Genomic DNA, 17971 nt, shown 5'->3' with positions numbered 1-17971 from the left:
ACCCTCCACAATTAAGCTCGCTCGTTGTCGTCATATTTGAATGTAAAAAGGAAAACCAGCGCGATAACGGCAGCGGCGACGGCCGGGATCCACCAGAAGGTGACCCACGCCTGGGGTACAGCCTGCCCGGCGACCAGCCGGTTATAGAGCGCACCGGAGATCTGCGAGCCGAGCAGCATCCCGATACCGTAGGTGAACATGACGATCATACTTTGCGCCTGGCCTTTCACTTTTTCCCCGGCCACGCGATCGGTATAGATAAAGCCTACGACAAAGAAGAAGTCATAGCAGACCCCGTGCAGCAAAATACCGAGATAGAGCAGAAAACGCGTCTCCTCGCTCACGCCGAGGGCGAAAAAGGCGTAGCGTACGAACCAGGCGCACATACCGATGAGCAGCATGTACTTCACGCCGAGGCGGCGGAACAGCAGCGGGATCACCAGCATAAAGACGATCTCAGACATCTGACCGAAGGACATCGCGGTGCTGACGTCCCCTACCCCGGCGTCCGCCAGGTACGAGGCGGTGTAGGCGTAGTAGGTGCCGAGCGGCACGGAGATGAGCATGGCGCAGAGCGAGAAGACAAAGAAGTGGCGTGTTTTTAACAGGGCAAAGGCATCGGCGCAGAAGAGATCGCGTACCGCCACCGGCAGCCCTTTGGCGGGCGCAGGGGTATGCGGCAGCGTCAGGCTATAGAGCGCCAGCAGCACCGAACAGGCCGCCGCCACCATAAAGATATTGACGCTTGCCGCGATGCCGGTGACGCCGATAAACACCCCTGCCACGATCCAGCCGATGGTGCCAAACACGCGCACCACCGGGAAGGTTTTATCGACGTTTGCCAGGCTATGGAAGGCGATGTTATTGGTGAGCGCCAGGGTGGGCATATAGCAGAGCGTATAGCCAAACAGCAGGCCAATCAGCAGCGCACCGTTCTGGGCGATCAGCGCTTGGGGAACAAACCAGAGAATGGCTGCCCCGGCGAGGTGCATCACCGCCATCACCTTCTGCGAGGCGAAGAAGCGATCCACCAGCATCCCCAGCACAAAAGGCGAGAGGATCGAGGCGATCGGCCCGGCTGAAAAGGCGTCGCCAATCAGCAGAGCCATGTTGTGCTGGGTCATGACGAGGCCCAGCGTGACGGACCAGCTTCCCCAGATAAAGAACTGGAGGAACATCATCAGGGACAATCTTGGCACAAGCAGGCGATGGTGCACCTGCCCTTTTGCGCTACTTTCGCTTGTTGACACCATTTTATCGCCTCACCTGTCAAAAGTAATCGATTACAAAACGTGAACAGTAGAAAAGTAATCGATTACAAAATGGTTTGCCTGCGGGTTAGATAAGATCTGGGAGAGAGGTCACGATAAATAATACACAGGACGTAGCCCGGCAAGCAGAGCGCCGCCGGGCAGAGGATTAGCGAGCCTTGCGGCGCAGCAGTTTGAAGGCGATAAAGAGGAAAACGATCCACACCGGCAGCAGGATGGCGGACATTCGCATGCTGTCGATGGTGCACATCAGCCCCAGAATCAGCACTAAAAAGGCGATACAGATATAGTTGCTTGCCGGATAAAGCAGCGCTTTAAACTGCGTAACCCGACCCTGACGGCGCATCGCCGCGCGGAACTTGAGATGGGCGAGGCAGATCATGATCCAGTTCAACAGCAGCGTCGCGACCACCAGGGCCATCAGCAGGCCAAAGGCCTCTTTCGGCAGCAGGTAGTTGATGACGATCACCAGCGAGGTGATGGCCGCAGAGAGAAACAGCGAGTTTACCGGCACGCCGCGGGCGTTAACCCGGGTTAAAAACGCCGGGGCATTGCCCTGCACCGACAAGCCAAACAGCATTCGGCTGTTGGAGTAGACGCCGCTGTTAAAGACCGAGAGGGAAGCCACCAGAATGATAAAGTTCAGCGCCGAGGCAACGATGTTGCTGTCCAGCTCGTGGAAAATCATCACAAACGGGCTGCTGTCAGCCTTCACATTTACCCACGGGTAGAGCGCCAGCAGCACCACCAGCGAGCCGATGTAGAACAGCAGAATACGGTAGACCACCTGATTGACCGCTTTCGGGATGGTCTTCTGGGGATCGCGCGCCTCAGCGGCGGTAATGCCGATCAGCTCCAGGCCGCCGAAAGAGAACATGATCACCGCGAGGGACATAATCAGTCCGTGCCAGCCGGTGGCAAGGAAGCCGCCGTGCTGCCAGAGGTTGTCGACGCTGGCGTGTTCCCCACCGTGGCCGGAGAAGAGCAGCCACAGGCCAAAGCCGATCATAGCGATAATCGCCAGCACCTTGATCAGGGCAAACCAGAACTCCATCTCACCGTAGAGGCGGACGTTGACCAGGTTAGCGGCGTTGATGATGATAAAGAACGCGGCGGCCCAGATCCATGTCGGCACGTCCGGCAGCCAGTACTGCATATAGATACCGGCAGCAGTCAGCTCGGCCATGCCGACCAGCACGAACATGACCCAGTAGTTCCAGCCGGAGAGGAAGCCCGCGAAGGGACCCCAGTATTTCCAGGCAAAGTGGGAGAACGAACCAGAGACCGGCTCCTCGACCACCATCTCACCCAGCTGGCGCATAATTAGAAAAGCGATAATTCCGGCGATGCCGTAGCCCAGCAGCACCGCTGGCCCAGCCATTTGAATTGCCGGCCCGATGCCCAGAAACAGCCCGGTGCCGATAGCGCCGCCCAGCGCGATAAGTTGAATATGACGGTTTTGCAAACCCCGTTGCAGCGTCGGCCCAGTTCCCGACGCGCCATCTGCCTGTTGCTGGCCAGATGTAATTGACGCGTTTTTCACGCCCTACCCCTGTATCTTTTTAAGAAAGGGGCATCTTTTAACACTTAGCGTTACCGGTAGCAAGCAGACGAAAAGGCTGGCGTTGCCGCCAGCCCTCGCGTCATCAGCAGAGTAACGCCCGGTGGCGCTTCGCTTACGCGGGCCTACAAACCCACACCGTTTCCAGGGTAGGCCTGGCAAGCGCAGCGCCGCCCGGCATTTAAAAAGACTAGAAGTCGTAGCTCATGGAGACCTTGAGGGTACGCGGATCGCCCCGGAAGATGTAGGTGCCGAGATCCTCGACGCCGGACCAGTACTTCTCATTGGTCACGTTATCCACGCCCACGCGCCACACCATCTCGTTAGCATCCTGGTTCAGCTGCATCCGGTAGCGGACGCCCAGATCCAGCGTGGTGTAGTCATCCAGCTTTTTGGTATTGGCGGCGTTGGCATACTGCGAGCCGGAGTGGTTCACGCGCGCCGTGGCCGTCAGGCCCTCTACCGGTTTGATATCGTACTCTGCGCCAAACACCATAAAGACGCCAGGCACACCGATAGCATCCTTGCCGTCGTTGATCCCGTTCTGCGTTTTGGTCATCTCGGCGTCGACCCAGGTGGCGCTGCCGTTAAGGCGCAGGCCGAGCATCGGCTCACCAAAGACATTCAGCTCTACGCCGCGGTTACGCTGCTCGCCGTCAAGCTTGTAGGGGCCGCCCGTACCGTACTGAATGGCAGAGGGCTTTTTGATCTCAAACAGCGCCAGGGTGCCACCGATGCGACCATAGTCAATCTTGACTCCCACCTCATTCTGCTTCGAGTGGGCAATGCCCGTGCTCTGGCCGAAGTTAGAGGCGTCTCTCGGCGCCACGCTGCCCGGCTGTAACGCTTCGGTATGGTTAGCGTAGAGCGACAGCTCGTCCCACGGCTTATAGACCACGCCGTAGGTCGGCATCCAGCGACTCTCTTCATAGCGCGAGCCGCTATCCTCCGCCCCGGTGGCGTTGTTGTAGTTGCGCACCACTACCTTCTGGTTGCGGGCACCGACCGTGAAGAGCAGGCTGTCATCCAGTACGCCCAGGGTATCGCTCAGCAGCCAGCCCTGGGTACGGCTCCGGCTGGTAGTGCGCGGATCGCCATAGTTACCGCCAAAGCTGCTATTGGCTGGCATCGCTACATCGCTCGGGTGGTAGATGTTGACGATCGGGTTAGAGGCGGCAGAAGACATCCGCCAAGCCGTTCTGTCGCGCTTAATCAGCGCCGAGTAGCCGACGTTGATTTTATGCGAGACAAAGCCGGTATCGACGTCACCGCGCAGGCCCAGCATGCCGCTGTTAGCATCGATATAGCGGTTGGTATCCAGACGGCTTGCCGTGGCGTCGCCGTTGGCGTTGATCAGCTTCGGCGTGCTGTAGGTGCCTATTTCATGAGCCTGCTGCGCGCCCGTGGCTGCATAGGCGGTCCAGGCGTCGGTCAGGTCATACTCGGCACGAGCCACACCGAACTGGTTATCGATGTCGTTGTAGCTCCACTTCTGGCTGTAGTTCTTGCTGGGATCCGGCACGTCGGGAATGAAATTGACGCCCGTAATATTGACGCCCATGCCGCTGCCGTGGAAGGTCTTTTTCTGATAGCCCGCATCCAGCGAGGTGCGAAGACGATCGCCCCGGTAGTCGAGGCCAATCGAGGCTAGGGTAGTACGTCGACGATCGTGATCCAGCGGGGCTTCGCCCTCGCGATGCAGCAGGTTAATACGGGTGCCAAACTGGTTGTTATCCCCGAAGCGACGGCCCAGATCCAGCGAGCCGCCAACCATCGCCTGGCTGGTGTAGTCAACACCCACGCGGGTCGTGGGCGTATCTTCCGCATGCTTAGGTTCAAGGTTGATCATTCCACCCACGCCGCTGCCCGCCGCACCGTTCAGCAGACCGTTGGCCCCTTTAAAGATCTCGACACGCTCGATCATCTGAGTATCCACCACCTGACGCGGCACCACACCCGGCAGGCCGCTCATGGTCATGTCGTCCCCGTCGAGCTTGAAGCCACGAATGCGATAGGTTTCGGCAGAGTTGCCGTAGCCCTGCACCGGCTGGACACCCGCGTCGTTGCGCACCACGTCAGCAATGGTTTTGGCCTGTAGATCCTGCACCGCTTTTGCGGTGTAGCCGATGACGTTAAAGGGAACGTCCATCGCCTTCTGCTCGCCAAGCATCCCCAAACGACCGCCGTGCGCGACCTGTCCGTCCAGATAGGCCGGAACCGGCACGTCGCCGCCGGGGGTAAACTCGCTGGCCGGCGTCGCCTGCACCACTAACGTCTCTTCCTGATTGGGTTTACTGGTGTCAGCGGCCGCTGCCTGCGCCGAATGGGCTACCGCGCCGATAGCCAGCGCAAGTAAGGACTTGCGCAATGTGAGAGCATTCGTTTTTATGTTTCGCATCATTAACTCATACAAGAGCGTGGGTTAAAAAAATGGCCCGTTGCCGGGCCGATTGCATTACCGATCCAACGCGATGCGGACAACGCTATCCGGACCGTTGGTAGAGTGATCTTTATTGAAGGCCTGCTTAACGGTGACATAGAGCGTCTGGCCGTCGGCGGAGACCAGCAGGCTGTTCGGGTTCGGCGGCAGATCCCACGACTGCTTCACCGCGTAGGTAGTGCCGTCGAGGCTCAGAAGCTTGCCGGACTCACGCTGGCTGATGTAGATCTCGTTGCGTTTCGGATTGAACTTCACCGCCAGGGAGTCGCCGACGTCGAGCTGCTTGATCACCTTGCCGGTGTGGATATCCAGCACCAGCGTGGTTTTTGCCTTCGAGTTATCGGTCACGAACAGGCGGCCGGTGGCGCTGTCTTCTGCGAAGTTAAGCAGCAGGGCCTCTTTTTCCCCCAGCGGCTTCCAGCGTTTTTCCACGCGGTTGTTGCGCGGGTTGATCACCAGGATTTCACCGCCGCCGTTGGCAGCATAGATGCGCTGGGTCTGCTCGGAGTAGTGCAGGCCGGTCATCCATTTACCGGTGTTTTTGATGCGGGTTTTCAGCTTCATGGTCTTCGCGTCCACGACCCAGATCAGGGCCGGATCGGCCACCGCGCCGATGTAGAGCAGACCGTTGTGCAGCAGCACCTGACGTGCGCCGTACGGGAAGCCCTCTTTATTGCGCTCCGGGAAGATCGCCCGCGCCAGCACCTTGCCGTCGGTGGTGCTGATGGCGCTGATGCCCGCATCCAGCGAGTTGGTGACGTAAAGGGTTTTACCGTCTGGGGCGATATCCATGCCGAAGTTTTTCAGATCGGTATGGGTCGATCCGATCGTCTTTAAGGTTTTAGGATCGAGCTTGTAGACTACCCCGCCCTGCACGTCTTTGAACCCTTCCGCGCTGGCCACGTATAGCGCATCGCCCGCTGGGCTTAATGCCAGCTCATAGATGCCCTCCGCCAGATCGCGCTTCACGACGTTACTCTGCTGCGCAGCCGCTGCCTGCGGTTTTTGCGCCTCGGCGGCCGGTTTTGCGCTGGCGGACGGGGTGGTATTGCAGCCGCTCAGCACCATTGCCACGCAGAGCGCCAGGGCAGAGGTTTTCATTTTCATCAGAAGCATCCTTAACCGTTCAATTCATTCATCAGGGAGGTAGCGCGCAGGCCAATGGACCTATCCAAACGCTAAAGAGAATGAGAACTATACTCATTATGAGTATGCAATCAAGAATAATTACCTTGAAAAAGCGATAACCTGCCAGCGCGGCACGCTGGCAGGCAGGAAAGATAATGAAGGGAGGCTTTTACTGTTTGGTTACAAGGAGTGGCATTCGGCAGGGAGCGAAATCCGTATAGCCTGCACAGTGGCCCCGGTAGTCCTCGTAGGCATCGACAAATTGGCTACCGTCCCATAAAAATTGACTCTTTGTCTCACTCACGCCAGCGGAGTTACCCAGGAAGACACCCTCTATCATGCCATCGTGATAGGTGTCGTTGCTGTTATCTACCCACTGAATAATTTTTTTCATGTCCGGTGAGACGATATACCAGAGATTCCCCGCGTTATATGCTCCTTTCCAGCAGGCTGCATAAATCAAAGTACGATCTGTGTCCAGCCGTGCTGCGAACCACTGTGCCTGCGCAATATCCTCGGAACAGTCGCTCCCCTTCCCTTTCACTATGCTCGGCAGTAGCTGTTTCTTGAAGGTGTTAAGCTGGTCGGCGCTAAGTTTTTGTCCTTCGGTATCAAGGACAGGACTCTTTTTGAGTACCGGTATGGCTTGCGGCAGAGGTACCTTGCTTTCATCCCGGTCGCCTTTGCTGAGTATGGCTCCCTGCGTGCCGACTCGCCCCTGAAGTTCATCCATTTTTAGCAGAACAGCGTTTGAACCCGCAGATGAAAATGTATACGTGTCAACGCTATCCCTGAAGGTGATTTTTCCTTTGTTGGATAGTGCCGCCATAAAGGCACCGTATTGGCTTTCGTTCATCTTCCAGCTAACGTCCTCGCCTTTTTCGAGGGGGCCAAGAGACGTTTTATTGATGATAATTTCTGGTGCTGACTTCTGTTTAGACTTCGTCGAGGGGTCATTGTTGGTTAACAGGACCCAGTTTTCCACCTTTGTTGCCGGGCCAGCCTGGCGGCCGAGCATCACCATGGCGACGTTTTCATTATTCATGGCATTTTCTGTGTAGCCCGCGGCACGGCAGCTCAGGGTATTGTCACAGCCCAGCTCCCAATCACCATGAGAGAAAAAGACATTTTCCTGGCTGCTTTTTGCTATCGATTGAGTCGACACCAGTGCGGATATAGCGATCGCCAAAAACAGAGAAAAACGCTTCATGCTGTTTAAAATCTCATCCTGCTTCATTTCACATCCTTTCATTAAAACGGCGAGGCGGTAAGGTAAACAGGAACAGAGTATATAGAGCCCCGTACCCTATAGGTAGGGGCGCTTTTATAGCGTCAGCGCCAACGTGAATAGGGGCAAAAGCGACCCCAGTAAAGATGGGGTTGCAAGTTAAGATGATAAAGATTATCTTTCTCATCACTGAATAGTTGAGTAAATAACTCGGGTATTCAGTACGACATTGCTCACATTGCTTCCAGTATTTACTGCCCGCCCTGCGCGGGCTTTTTTTTGCCTGCGAAGGGGCGTGAGTTATGGCTACAGTTTGCCTTTAAGCTCGATAAAATAGCGTTGTAACCGTAGGCAAGTGATTGAAATAAAAGCGTCATATTACGGACTTATTCTAGGATAAATCTTACTTACTGGAACAACGCCGGTCATTATGGAAATACCTCTCTCCTCGCGCCAGTTAAACGCAGGCATGTTGCGCATCGCAGTACCGCACGTGACGCCCGACTCCAATAATCAGCAGGTAATGGCTCTCTTTAGCGAACACAAAACGCTGATCGGCTTGCCGGTGCTGGAAAACAGCCGCCCGCTCGGCATGATCAACCGGCACATTTTTCTCTCCCAGATGAGCCGCCCCTTCTTTCACGAACTCTACGATCAAAAGAGCTGCATCGCTTTTATGGATAAGACGCCGCTGATCGTCGAAGCCAGCGCCGGGCTGGAGTATCTCGCCGAGCGGGTCATCGAAACCGGCGATAAGGCGGTGACCGAAGGCTTCATCCTGACCGATGAGGGGCACTATCTGGGGATTGGCCTGGGCATCGATCTGATTAAAACGGTCTCCGACCTGCAGGCCAAGCAGCATTTTCAGATCATGCAGAGCATCGAGTATGCGCGGGTGATCCAGGAGTCGATGCTGAGCCGCTCCCGGCAGGGCATTGAAGAGAGTCTTAAAGAGTGGTGCCTCTACTGGCAGCCGCGGGACTGCGTGGGTGGCGACATCTATGCTTTTCAACGCGACGAGAACGGCTGGCTGGTGGTGATTGCCGACTGCACCGGACACGGCGTGCCCGGCGCGTTTATGACCTTTATTTTCGCCTCTGCGCTGGAAAAGGCGCTTTCTCTGGCCCCGGCGAATGAGCCGGAGCGCCTGCTGGCGATCGTCAATCGTCACATCAAGCAGACCCTGAGCCAGCTGCATCCCAGCGCCGACCTGAACCAGTCAAATGATGGCTGCGATGCCATCGCCGTTTATGCCGACAGCGTTAACGCGCAGCTGATCTGGGCTAACGCCCGGATGCACGCGTTTATGCTGGGCACGGAGGATGAAGAGGTCAGCATGCTTGAGTCCGACAGAAAAGGCCTCGGCTATACCGATACGCCTGCCGACCAGCAGTGGCGTCGCTATCAGCGCCCGTTACAGGCTGGCGATCAGGTGATGGTGGTGACCGACGGCGTAACGGATCAGATTGGTGGCGAGCGCAGCATTATGTTTGGTAAGAAACGTATTCAGTCCCTGTTGTTACAAAACCGTACCCTGCCGATGAGCGCCCTCTCTGGCGCGCTGCTGGAGGGCCTTCAGGCCTGGCAGGGCAAGGAAGCATCGCGTGATGACATGACATGGTTTGGTTTTCGCTGGTGAAAAACAATATGAAATTAAGTGACCTGCAGGTCAAAGACGCGGTTCTGCTGCCGTTGATTACTTTACAAAGACAGAGCGCGGTGGAGCTGTTTTACACCGGCTATTTTTCGCAACAGCATATTGTGGCGATGGGTGACGTGGTGCGAGCATGGCTGGATAAGCACGAGTCTTCCCTGCCGCTGCGCCGTCGACTCTTCTCCGTCTTTATTGAGATGGGTCAGAACATCGTGCGTTACTCTAGCGACGAGCGCTACATCGGTACAGATAAAGAGGAGCTGCGCTTTGGCTCACTCTGTCTCCACACCGATCACGCTAACTACTATCTCGAAACCGCTAATCTGGTGGGATATGAAGCGTCCTCTCTGTTGCAAAACAACCTCGACGTGCTGCGCACGATGACCCAGGCCGAAATCAAACAGGCCTGGAAACAGAACTTACGTAGCGAAGCACCCGCGACCAGTAAAGGGGCTAACATTGGCCTGTTGACCATGGCGCGAGATACCAGCGAACCGCTGGAGTACCGCATTCATCCTCTGGCGGCGAGTTCGCTCTCCGCATTCCACCTAAAGGCCACCTTTTGCCATGACTGATACCACACTGCCCACCGTGATTGTGCTTGCAGCAACCTCTGCCACGCCGGAAGTGAATTTTGATTTTGCGGCGCATCGTCTGGTGCTTAAAGGTGAAGCCTACCCGGAAAACGCCGCCGCCTTCTTCCGCCCGCTGTTGCAGGCCGTTGAGAGCTGGCTAGAGGAGATCCCTGCCGAATCGGCTCCGCTACAGCTGCACGTTGCGCTGAGCTACTTCAATAGCTCCAGCACCAAGCTGCTGTTCGAGTTCTTTGAGTCCCTGAACGGCTTTGCAAAACGCGGCAAAGCCTGCGAGCTACACTGGTATTACGATGCAGATGACGATATTTCCGAAGAGTTTGGCCAGGAAGTTAGTCTTGATTTCCCGGCGCTTGCCGTCTTTTTAACGCCGGACCTTAACGCATGTTAGATATCAACGAGCTATTCCAGGAAGAGTACGCCGTTCTGGAAGACGCCCGGGTTGCCGCCGCCGATGCGCGGCTGCCCGCCGAAGAGTGCCGCGAAAAGCTGTGGACGGTGGCAAAGCACTATCAGCGGCTCATCCGCCAGTCTTACCGTCTGATCTCCCGCAGCGATCGTGCCGAACGCGAACTTACGCGCATGAACGATGAGCTACAAAAGTTGGCCGCTCGCCTTGAATATGAAGCGACCCACGATCCGCTCACCGCCGTTTATAACCGCAGCGCGATCATTAACCATATCAACCACGCCCTGACACAGGGCAACGTGGCGCTGGTCCTGCTGGATATCGATCACTTCAAGCGCATTAACGATGAGTATGGTCACCCAATGGGTGATAAGGTCATTTGCTCTCTGGTGTCGCGCATACGTCATGCCCTTCCCGCACAGGCCTCTATTGGTCGCGTAGGTGGCGAAGAGTTTACTATTCTGTTGCCCCATGCCCGCCTTGAAGAGGCGATAATTATTGCGCGTTATATTCATGCGTCGCTAAGTGCCTCCCCGCTGGACTGTCTGCCCCAGCAATATGTTACGGCCAGCTTTGGGGTAAGCCTTGGCGTGCGCCACAGCGATTTTGAAGCCCTCTATAGCGCAGCCGACGTCGCGCTCTATACCGCAAAAAAACGCGGCCGTAACCAGGTTGCTTTACATGAGTCACTATTTCGTCCGGAAGTTAAACCAGCCGCTCTTCCGTCATTAAATGAAAGCCTGCGCGCGGGATAACCCCGCAGGCAAGATATATTATATTTTAAAATCGAAGAGAGCTTTACTCAGCAGGTAATATCTCGGCGGTTACGATAAACTAATTTTATTGGGCGAATAATCGCAAAGTCTCGCGAAATAAACTCATTGGTCGTGAGATAACGCTCCTCATCATTCTCGTCAGCCAGTCGCCACAGGGCAGTGAGCGCGTCATAGCCAAGCACCTTCTCTCCGTTGGGGGTTTCTACCCGGTATTCACCAGACTGCAGATAGCCGGAGGAGAACTGTAAATGCTTGCCAGGCTCGCCCTTAATAAGATGTTCAATTTTTCTGAACCCAACAGGCACTAAATGGAAGCTATAAAAGGGTAACCTATTAATTTTCAAGTTAGAAAAAGTTGATATAACTTCATTCTCTCTTGTTAATACTACCTCTTTAAGAGTAACTGTTGATGAAGGTAAAAGTTCCGGGAACAGGCATTCCACTTTGAAATAGATTATTTGCATACATGCCTCTGGCTATCATCTATTGTTATGAAAAATTATATATCATTAACTTTTATAGCGGATCTCTTAGCAAACAGCATTACTTTCAGAATATATCGAGTCTAAGTGGGTAATAATTACACAGATTTACGTTTGTAAAGGGTTAATTATTAATTAAGCAGATAAATTTTGTGATTTTATCAGCAAAAACAACTCCTCATCTTTTCCGGCATTTTTCAAAGAGTGAAATTAGTTATTACGATTATGTTAGCGCTGCTTAAATGTTTAACCAGTTCTTAATAAGCGGCCCTTTTTCACCGTATACCGGATCGCAATGTGGAAAAGGCGCATTGGCAATAGCCGCCAGCATTTCTGGGGTGGGCGCCCCGCGACACAGATCAAACTGTTGATCCGGCGGGTAAGCGCCTACCACGGTGAAATCGTCGCTGCTATGAAGATTGCAGTGGCCCGTCCCCGCAGGCAGCAGCACAATGTCGCCGCCGCGCACAGTCACCTCCTTCCCTTCCGGGCCGCCGAGCATAAGCCGGGCCTCGCCGCGCGCAATGGCCAGCACCTCATGCGCATTGCTGTGGTAGTGGTGGTAAGGATAAATGCCATCTACCCACTGTGCGGGCCAGCCATTTTTTTCAAACAGCTGCTGCGCCGTTTCAACGCCATTTTCGTCAGGGGTAAAAACCCGGCGGTAAATAAGCACAGGTAAATACGGGTTATTCGGCACCCAGCCATTTGCGGCCAATAGCAGAACTGAGGTTGAATCGTTTACGTCCGGCATAGTCTCTCTTCCAGAAAAAGAGGAGGGTTATTTTAGCGTAGCCACTTCTGTTATCCCCTGCCAGAAATGCGTCTTCCCTGCCTAACGGTCTCTATTACGGAGCTGAAAATGGTAATCTATCCAGTACCTTCTATATTTCGAGAAGTGCATCACATACCGGAGAAGTAGATATGAGATTTAAGGGATTAACGAAAGGCTTTTTCATCCTGATATTGCTGGTCGTTACGCTGGCGTTTTTTAACATCATGACCCCCTACTACTCGGCCATTTTATGGGCAGCGATACTGGCGGTCATCTTTCAACCACTCAAAAACCGACTACGGGACAGGATCGCCGGGCGCAACGGGATTGCCTCCCTGCTGACGGTGCTGATTATCTGTCTTATCGTCTTTACGCCATTAGCGATCATTCTCTCGTCGCTGGCGTTTGAGGCCAACACGGTTTATACCAAGCTCCAGGACAACAATACCCAGTTCCCGGTTGTGGTTGCCGATCTTATCGCCCATCTTCCCAGCTGGGCCCAGCAGTTCCTGGCCGATCACGACCTGAATAACGCCACGCAGATCCAGCACCAGCTGTCGCAGGTAGCATTAAAAAGCGGACAGTATCTTGCTGGCAGCGCGTTCCTGATCAGTAAGAGCACCTTCAGCTTTACCATTAACTTTGGCGTTATGCTCTACCTGCTCTTTTTCCTGCTGAAAGATGGGCCGTATATTGTCAACCAGGCGCTGGAGTCGCTGCCCCTGTCACGCTATGTAAAACATCATCTATTTGCTAAGTTTGCCGCCGTCTCCCGCGCCACGGTAAAGGGTACGGTAGTGATTGGCGTGATACAGGGCATACTGGGCGGCATCGGCTTCTGGATTGCTGGCATTGACGGCAGTGTACTGTGGGGGGCGCTCATGGCTTTCCTGTCGCTGGTTCCTGCGGTGGGCTCGGCGATTATCTGGGTGCCTGCGGCCATCTTCCTTTTTGCCACCAGTCAGATCTGGCAGGGCTTTTTTATTGTCGGCTTCTTTGTGATTATCGTCGGACTGGTGGATAACCTGCTGCGCCCGGTGCTGGTGGGTAAAGACACCAAAATGCCCGACTACCTGGTGCTCATCTCCACTCTTGGCGGTCTGGAGATCTACGGCATTAACGGCTTTGTGATTGGGCCGCTGATTGCCGCGCTGTTCCTGGCCTGCTGGAACCTGCTATCCGGGAAAGACCATCAGGGCAACGCCGACGAGCTGGACGATGAGTTTATCGAGGAGGGGCGACAGCCGCCTGAATCTTAACTACTCCCTGCGGCCAGGCAGTGCCTGGCCGCAACAAATTTTGCCAGCTTTAAGCATAAATTGACCTGGAACAAAAAACGCTCTATTTTGGAATTCCCTGCCTTTTGATGTGGTTCCACATGTATGAAAATAGCTCTGACTTTCGTTGCCTCTGCATTGCTGGCGTGTGCGGTTAATGCCCAAGCTTCAGATACCGCTACGCTCTCTATTTCGGGTATGGTTCTCCCGTCTGCCTTTACCATGAATACCGTTAAGCCTGATGGCCAGCCTGCCGTACAGCGCGGCGTCTCCACTCAGGTTGTCTCCCTGCCCGACGATGAAAATCGAAAAGTGATTGTCACCTCTTGGGATTGATTCCTTTTCTCATACTAAAAATCCCTGCGGGTTGTGCCTCTACAGCCCGTTTTTATTTTAGCCTCGGTTAATTACAGTTATTTATTACATGAATGAATGACTCCTCTATAATATAATCACGCCAAATATAATAAGCCCCGTAAATTGCTTTACATCAATAAAAACGCTTATGAACATTGCTGATGTTAATTCCCTGTGCAATTCTTGTTTTGTCAAATGAAGTCATGTTTATTTATGTTTCAATCAAAAAGGAATATTGAAATGAAAAAGTCGTTTATTACTGCTGCTGTATTAGCTGTTTCTTGTGCTGCCCCTGCCGCTTTTGCTGCGGATACGGATATGGGCACGCTTACCATTAATGGCGTCATTAAAGGCACCACATGCCATTTTGTTGCAAATGCTCAATCTGCGCAGATCCAAATGCATCAAATCGGACTTGATGTTGTAGAAGGGCTCACCAAAGGCAAAGCTTATAATGGCTATAAAAATGAAACCACTACGCCTTTTACTGTAAAATGCAGCAATCCTCTTGAGATTCCCAAACTTAGATTCCGCTCTAATGAGTTTGAAGGCACCGGCGTAGCCGGCGTGACTAAAAACACCGGCACGGCAAAAGGCGTTGGCTATGCGCTATTAATTAACGACCAGCGCATTAACATCGACGGAAAAACTCCAATTGCCCTTACAGCAAATGACAAAGGCACTTATACTTTTGACATCGCAGCACAATATGCCCGAGCTCCCGGTGAGACAGTTAGTGGCGGTACCGTAAATTCAGTGGTTACCTTTACTGTAATAGCAGATTAATTACAATTCCGGCAGAATACTGCCGGTTTTTTTCTTGCGGAGACAGGAAAATGAAAAGGATTTTAGCGGCCCTGCTAGCCCTTACGGCGCTTCCTGCCTGGAGCGGCGTCTATATCTATGGGACACGAGTTATCTACCCGGCGGCGCAGAAAGAGGTCACCGTTCAGCTCATGAACCAAGGCGAGCGTAGCGCTTTAGTACAGGCCTGGATTGACGATGGTGATACGCAGACACCACCGGAAAAACTTCAGGTTCCTTTTCTGCTAACCCCCCCGGTTGTAAAAGTCAAAGGCAATACCGGGCAGCAATTAAAGATCAAGTTTATCAAAGCGAATTTACCCCAAGATCGTGAGTCGCTCTACTATCTTAATGTGCTGGACATTCCTCCTAATGACGCTAGCGGCGCTGAAACAAACCAGTTAAAGTTCGCTCTACAAAACAGAATCAAACTTATTTTCCGACCAACCAGCGTGGCGGGAATAAATAAAGAGACGTTTTCTAAGATACATATCACGCGTGCTAGCAACGGCCTCACCGTTGAGAATACCTCTGCAAACTGGCTGACAATTCCTGAAATTAAAAGCACGGTAAAAGCCAACAAAGATACGCTGTTACTGGCCCCGCATGCCAACGTGAATTTACCTGGCGCACCAGCGGCTAACCAGTACGCTGTCACGCTTATTGACGATTACGGAAACTATTTACTCGAAAATATTAAAAGTAATTAATTGTCAGGGATGTCGCTATGTATAAAATTAACCTCATCACGATGGGGATAGTCTCCTCTTTGCTTTTGCATATTCTTTCTGCACATGCCGAAACCTTTGATACCCATTTTCTCCATGGGGGATTAAAAGGCACCAAAACGTCTGACCTGGCGCTGGACGGCGATAAGCCCATGTCCGGGGCATACGATTTGGATATTTACCTCAATAATGAATGGCGCGGGCGCTACAGCCTGGTGGTAACGGAAGATCCGGCAAAAACCTGTTTACCTGTTTTCCAAATTCAGCAGATAGGTATCAAAACGGACGCGTTTAAAAATTTAAAGTCAGACGATTGCCTTGTACTCAACGAAGCCGTACAGGGCGGCAGCGTTGACTATGATATCAGCCAGCTTGCACTCAAGCTCACCGTTCCTCAGGCCTGGGTTAGTGCCCATGAGCGCGGCTATATGCCCCCGGAGACATGGGATAGGGGTATTAATGCACTGTATACCTCCTACTATGCCAGCCAATACTATAGCGACTACAGACAAAACGGCACCAGTAAGAACAGCTATGCCAACTTTAACAGCGGCCTGAACCTGCTGGGCTACCAGCTACACTCCAGCACCAACTACACCAAATCCGACGACAATCGTGGCAAATGGAAAAGCAATACGCTCTATCTGGAGCGCGGCATTCCTGAATTGATGAGCACCGCACGTGCAGGGGATATGTATACCGACGGTGAACTGTTTGATTCCGTGCGCTTTAAGGGTGTCCGGCTATGGCGTGATATGCAGATGCTACCCAACTCCAAACAGAATTTCACTCCAGTGGTGAGAGGGATTGCTCAGAGTAATGCCCTGGTCACCATCGAGCAGAACGGCTTTGTGGTCTACCAGAGCGACGTGCCGCCTGGCCCGTTTGCTATTGACGATCTTCAGCTGGCCGGTGGTGGCGCTGACCTGGACGTTACCGTAAAAGAGGCAGATGGCAGTACGACACACTATCTAGTGCCCTACTCCAGCGTACCCAAGATGCTCCAGCCAGGCGTGGTAAAATATGATATTGCTGCCGGACGCAGCCACATTGAGGGAGCCAGTAACCAGGCAGACTTTATGCAGGGAAGCTGGCAGTATGGCGTTAATAACCTGATTACCCTTTATACCGGCACGATGCTAGCGGATGACTATAATGCCTTCCTGCTGGGTAGCGGCTGGAATACCCCTTTAGGCGCTTTCTCACTGGACGTTACGCGCTCCCACAGCAGCCAGGATGATGGCGCAACCTATGACGGACAGAGTTATCAGGTAACCTGGAGTAAATATCTGTCGCCAACCGGCACCCAGCTATCAATGGCCGCTTGGCGCTACTCGTCGAAAGACTACCGCACCTTTAACGACCATGTCTGGGCGAACAGTAAAAATAGCTACCACCGTGACGAAAACGATTTTTACGATATCGCCGACTACTATCAGAACGACTTTGGCCGTAAAAACAGCGTCTCGCTGGCGATCAACCAGGCGCTGCCCGCAGGCTGGGGCTCGCTCTCCGGTAGCGCTCTGTGGCGTGACTACTGGCAGCGAGGCGGAACACGCAACGATCTCCAACTCAGTTACTCCAACAACTGGTCGCGTGTGACCTATACGCTCTCTGCCAGCCAGTCTTACGATGAGGACGATCGGGAAGATAAACGCTTCAATATTTACTTCTCCATTCCGTTCTCCTGGGGCGACGACATTGCTACGCCTCGGCGCGACCTGTATATCTCTAACAGCACTACCTTTGATGATGATGGCTACCAGCAGAACAACACTAATATTAACGGCATTGTGGGCGACAAAGATCAGTTTAACTATGGCGTTAACCTGAGCCACCAGCGGCAGGATAATGAAACCGCAGCCGGGGCAAACCTCACCTGGCACGCACCTTTTGCTACCCTGGATGGCAGCTATAGCCAGTCCAACCGCTACAACCAGGCCAGCGGCAGCATTCACGGCGGCGTAGTTGCATGGGGCGGCGGCATTAACCTGACGAATTCCCTGAGTGACACTTTTGCCATTATTGATGCCCCCGGAATGGAAGGCATTTCCGTACAGGGTAATAAATACAACACTACGAGCAGACAAGGTAAAGCGATCTATAGCAACCTGACCCCCTATCGCGAAAATACGCTTCTGCTCGATACGACCCATGCCGATAGCGACGTTGCGTTAAACGGTAACCGTAAAGCGGTAGTGCCGTATCGCGGGGCAGTCGTACTGGCTAAGTTTGATACCGACGAACGTAAACCCTGGTTCTTCAGAGCTAAACGCCCGGATGGCACGCCTCTGACCTTCGGTCATGAAGTAGAGGATGAGACAGGTCATAACGTAGGCGTGGTCGCGCAGGGCAGCCAGCTATTTATTCGTACCAATAACGTTCCCCAGCGGGTTCGCGTGGCGACGGACAAACAACAGGGCCTATCCTGTACTATTACGTTCGGCAAGACAATCGACGAAAGCAAAATATATATCTGCCGCTAAAA

Annotated in this window: 16 protein-coding genes; 9 read left to right on the top strand and 7 right to left on the bottom strand. The window is 53.5% G+C overall.

Annotation, left to right across the window (positions count from 1 at the left end; genetic code table 11):
• Window positions 1-11: 11 nt before the first annotated feature.
• From EV102420_RS11445 to EV102420_RS11425, 5 genes are all read right to left on the bottom strand, one after another.
• Window positions 12-1253: an MFS transporter gene (locus EV102420_RS11445; RefSeq protein WP_042391793.1), complete on the bottom strand. Its 1242-nt coding sequence runs from the start codon at window positions 1251-1253 to the stop codon at window positions 12-14.
• Window positions 1254-1419: 166 nt separating this feature from the next.
• Entirely contained in the window at window positions 1420-2814 is a 1395-nt protein-coding gene (gene pheP / locus EV102420_RS11440; protein WP_042391791.1) for a phenylalanine transporter, read from the bottom strand.
• 208 nt (window positions 2815-3022) lie between these two features.
• Window positions 3023-5230 carry a TonB-dependent receptor gene (locus EV102420_RS11435; RefSeq protein ID WP_042391788.1) on the bottom strand — a complete coding sequence of 736 codons (2208 nt, stop codon included), beginning with the start codon at window positions 5228-5230 and terminating at the stop codon, window positions 3023-3025.
• Between the two features lie 57 nt (window positions 5231-5287).
• Window positions 5288-6379 carry a YncE family protein gene (locus tag EV102420_RS11430; protein ID WP_042391785.1) on the bottom strand — a complete coding sequence of 364 codons (1092 nt, stop codon included), beginning with the start codon at window positions 6377-6379 and terminating at the stop codon, window positions 5288-5290.
• A 190-nt stretch (window positions 6380-6569) separates the two neighbouring features.
• On the bottom strand, window positions 6570-7637 hold the full coding sequence (locus EV102420_RS11425) for a DUF1176 domain-containing protein (RefSeq protein ID WP_042391781.1): 1068 nt from the start codon (window positions 7635-7637) through the stop codon (window positions 6570-6572).
• A 421-nt stretch (window positions 7638-8058) separates the two neighbouring features.
• Here EV102420_RS11425 and EV102420_RS11420 point away from each other — a divergent pair, with 421 nt between their 5' ends.
• The 4 genes from EV102420_RS11420 to EV102420_RS11405 are packed head-to-tail and all read left to right on the top strand — an operon-like array spanning window position 8059 to window position 11039.
• Entirely contained in the window at window positions 8059-9267 is a 1209-nt protein-coding gene (locus EV102420_RS11420; protein WP_042391779.1) for a SpoIIE family protein phosphatase, read from the top strand.
• Window positions 9268-9275: 8 nt separating this feature from the next.
• The gene (locus EV102420_RS11415) at window positions 9276-9857 is read left to right on the top strand and encodes a SiaB family protein kinase (RefSeq protein WP_208674013.1); all 582 of its coding nucleotides are present in this window, start codon (window positions 9276-9278) and stop codon (window positions 9855-9857) included.
• Window positions 9850-10266 carry a DUF1987 domain-containing protein gene (locus tag EV102420_RS11410; RefSeq protein ID WP_042391775.1) on the top strand — a complete coding sequence of 139 codons (417 nt, stop codon included), beginning with the start codon at window positions 9850-9852 and terminating at the stop codon, window positions 10264-10266. The genes EV102420_RS11415 and EV102420_RS11410 overlap by 8 nt, the downstream gene beginning before the upstream one ends.
• Window positions 10260-11039 (top strand): GGDEF domain-containing protein, encoded by a 780-nt coding sequence (locus EV102420_RS11405; protein ID WP_042391772.1) that lies wholly within the window; start codon window positions 10260-10262, stop codon window positions 11037-11039. The genes EV102420_RS11410 and EV102420_RS11405 overlap by 7 nt, the downstream gene beginning before the upstream one ends.
• A gap of 47 nt (window positions 11040-11086) precedes the next feature.
• Here EV102420_RS11405 and EV102420_RS11400 read toward each other — a convergent pair whose 3' ends face one another.
• Together EV102420_RS11400 and EV102420_RS11395 are read right to left on the bottom strand one after the other, a co-directional pair.
• Window positions 11087-11524 carry a hypothetical protein gene (locus EV102420_RS11400; RefSeq protein WP_042391770.1) on the bottom strand — a complete coding sequence of 146 codons (438 nt, stop codon included), beginning with the start codon at window positions 11522-11524 and terminating at the stop codon, window positions 11087-11089.
• A 256-nt stretch (window positions 11525-11780) separates the two neighbouring features.
• Window positions 11781-12296 carry a cupin domain-containing protein gene (locus EV102420_RS11395; protein WP_042391768.1) on the bottom strand — a complete coding sequence of 172 codons (516 nt, stop codon included), beginning with the start codon at window positions 12294-12296 and terminating at the stop codon, window positions 11781-11783.
• 170 nt (window positions 12297-12466) lie between these two features.
• Between EV102420_RS11395 and EV102420_RS11390 the strand changes: the two genes are divergently transcribed.
• From EV102420_RS11390 to EV102420_RS11370, 5 genes are all read left to right on the top strand, one after another.
• Window positions 12467-13576 (top strand): AI-2E family transporter, encoded by a 1110-nt coding sequence (locus EV102420_RS11390; protein ID WP_042391766.1) that lies wholly within the window; start codon window positions 12467-12469, stop codon window positions 13574-13576.
• Between the two features lie 123 nt (window positions 13577-13699).
• On the top strand, window positions 13700-13930 hold the full coding sequence (locus EV102420_RS22350; protein WP_131406012.1) for a hypothetical protein: 231 nt from the start codon (window positions 13700-13702) through the stop codon (window positions 13928-13930).
• A 261-nt stretch (window positions 13931-14191) separates the two neighbouring features.
• Window positions 14192-14737 (top strand): fimbrial protein YehD, encoded by a 546-nt coding sequence (gene yehD, locus EV102420_RS11380; protein WP_042391762.1) that lies wholly within the window; start codon window positions 14192-14194, stop codon window positions 14735-14737.
• A gap of 50 nt (window positions 14738-14787) precedes the next feature.
• The gene (locus EV102420_RS11375; RefSeq protein WP_042391760.1) at window positions 14788-15465 is read left to right on the top strand and encodes a fimbria/pilus periplasmic chaperone; all 678 of its coding nucleotides are present in this window, start codon (window positions 14788-14790) and stop codon (window positions 15463-15465) included.
• 17 nt (window positions 15466-15482) lie between these two features.
• A complete protein-coding gene (locus tag EV102420_RS11370; RefSeq protein WP_042391758.1) occupies window positions 15483-17969 on the top strand; it encodes a fimbrial biogenesis outer membrane usher protein in 2487 nt (828 codons plus the stop codon).
• Window positions 17970-17971 lie beyond the last annotated feature (2 nt).

Source organism: Pseudescherichia vulneris NBRC 102420 (genome assembly GCF_000759795.1).
Lineage (GTDB): Bacteria > Pseudomonadota > Gammaproteobacteria > Enterobacterales > Enterobacteriaceae > Pseudescherichia > Pseudescherichia vulneris.
The sequence above is the reverse complement of the archived record's forward strand: the minus strand, read 5'-3'. Positions and strand labels throughout refer to the sequence as shown.

Bases quoted from the DNA above. Each gene is read 5' to 3' on its own strand.
- EV102420_RS11445 (WP_042391793.1), bottom strand. From the start codon at position 1,253: ATGGTGTCAACAAGCGAAAGTAGCGCAAAAGGGCAGGTGCACCATCGC.
- EV102420_RS11435 (WP_042391788.1), bottom strand. From the start codon at position 5,230: ATGCGAAACATAAAAACGAATGCTCTCACATTGCGCAAGTCCTTACTT.
- EV102420_RS11430 (WP_042391785.1), bottom strand. From the start codon at position 6,379: ATGAAAATGAAAACCTCTGCCCTGGCGCTCTGCGTGGCAATGGTGCTG.
- EV102420_RS11425 (WP_042391781.1), bottom strand. From the start codon at position 7,637: ATGAAGCAGGATGAGATTTTAAACAGCATGAAGCGTTTTTCTCTGTTT.
- EV102420_RS11420 (WP_042391779.1), top strand. From the start codon at position 8,059: ATGGAAATACCTCTCTCCTCGCGCCAGTTAAACGCAGGCATGTTGCGC.
- EV102420_RS11415 (WP_208674013.1), top strand. From the start codon at position 9,276: ATGAAATTAAGTGACCTGCAGGTCAAAGACGCGGTTCTGCTGCCGTTG.
- EV102420_RS11410 (WP_042391775.1), top strand. From the start codon at position 9,850: ATGACTGATACCACACTGCCCACCGTGATTGTGCTTGCAGCAACCTCT.
- EV102420_RS11405 (WP_042391772.1), top strand. From the start codon at position 10,260: ATGTTAGATATCAACGAGCTATTCCAGGAAGAGTACGCCGTTCTGGAA.
- EV102420_RS11400 (WP_042391770.1), bottom strand. From the start codon at position 11,524: ATGCAAATAATCTATTTCAAAGTGGAATGCCTGTTCCCGGAACTTTTA.
- EV102420_RS11395 (WP_042391768.1), bottom strand. From the start codon at position 12,296: ATGCCGGACGTAAACGATTCAACCTCAGTTCTGCTATTGGCCGCAAAT.
- EV102420_RS11390 (WP_042391766.1), top strand. From the start codon at position 12,467: ATGAGATTTAAGGGATTAACGAAAGGCTTTTTCATCCTGATATTGCTG.
- EV102420_RS22350 (WP_131406012.1), top strand. From the start codon at position 13,700: ATGAAAATAGCTCTGACTTTCGTTGCCTCTGCATTGCTGGCGTGTGCG.
- yehD (WP_042391762.1), top strand. From the start codon at position 14,192: ATGAAAAAGTCGTTTATTACTGCTGCTGTATTAGCTGTTTCTTGTGCT.
- EV102420_RS11375 (WP_042391760.1), top strand. From the start codon at position 14,788: ATGAAAAGGATTTTAGCGGCCCTGCTAGCCCTTACGGCGCTTCCTGCC.
- EV102420_RS11370 (WP_042391758.1), top strand. From the start codon at position 15,483: ATGTATAAAATTAACCTCATCACGATGGGGATAGTCTCCTCTTTGCTT.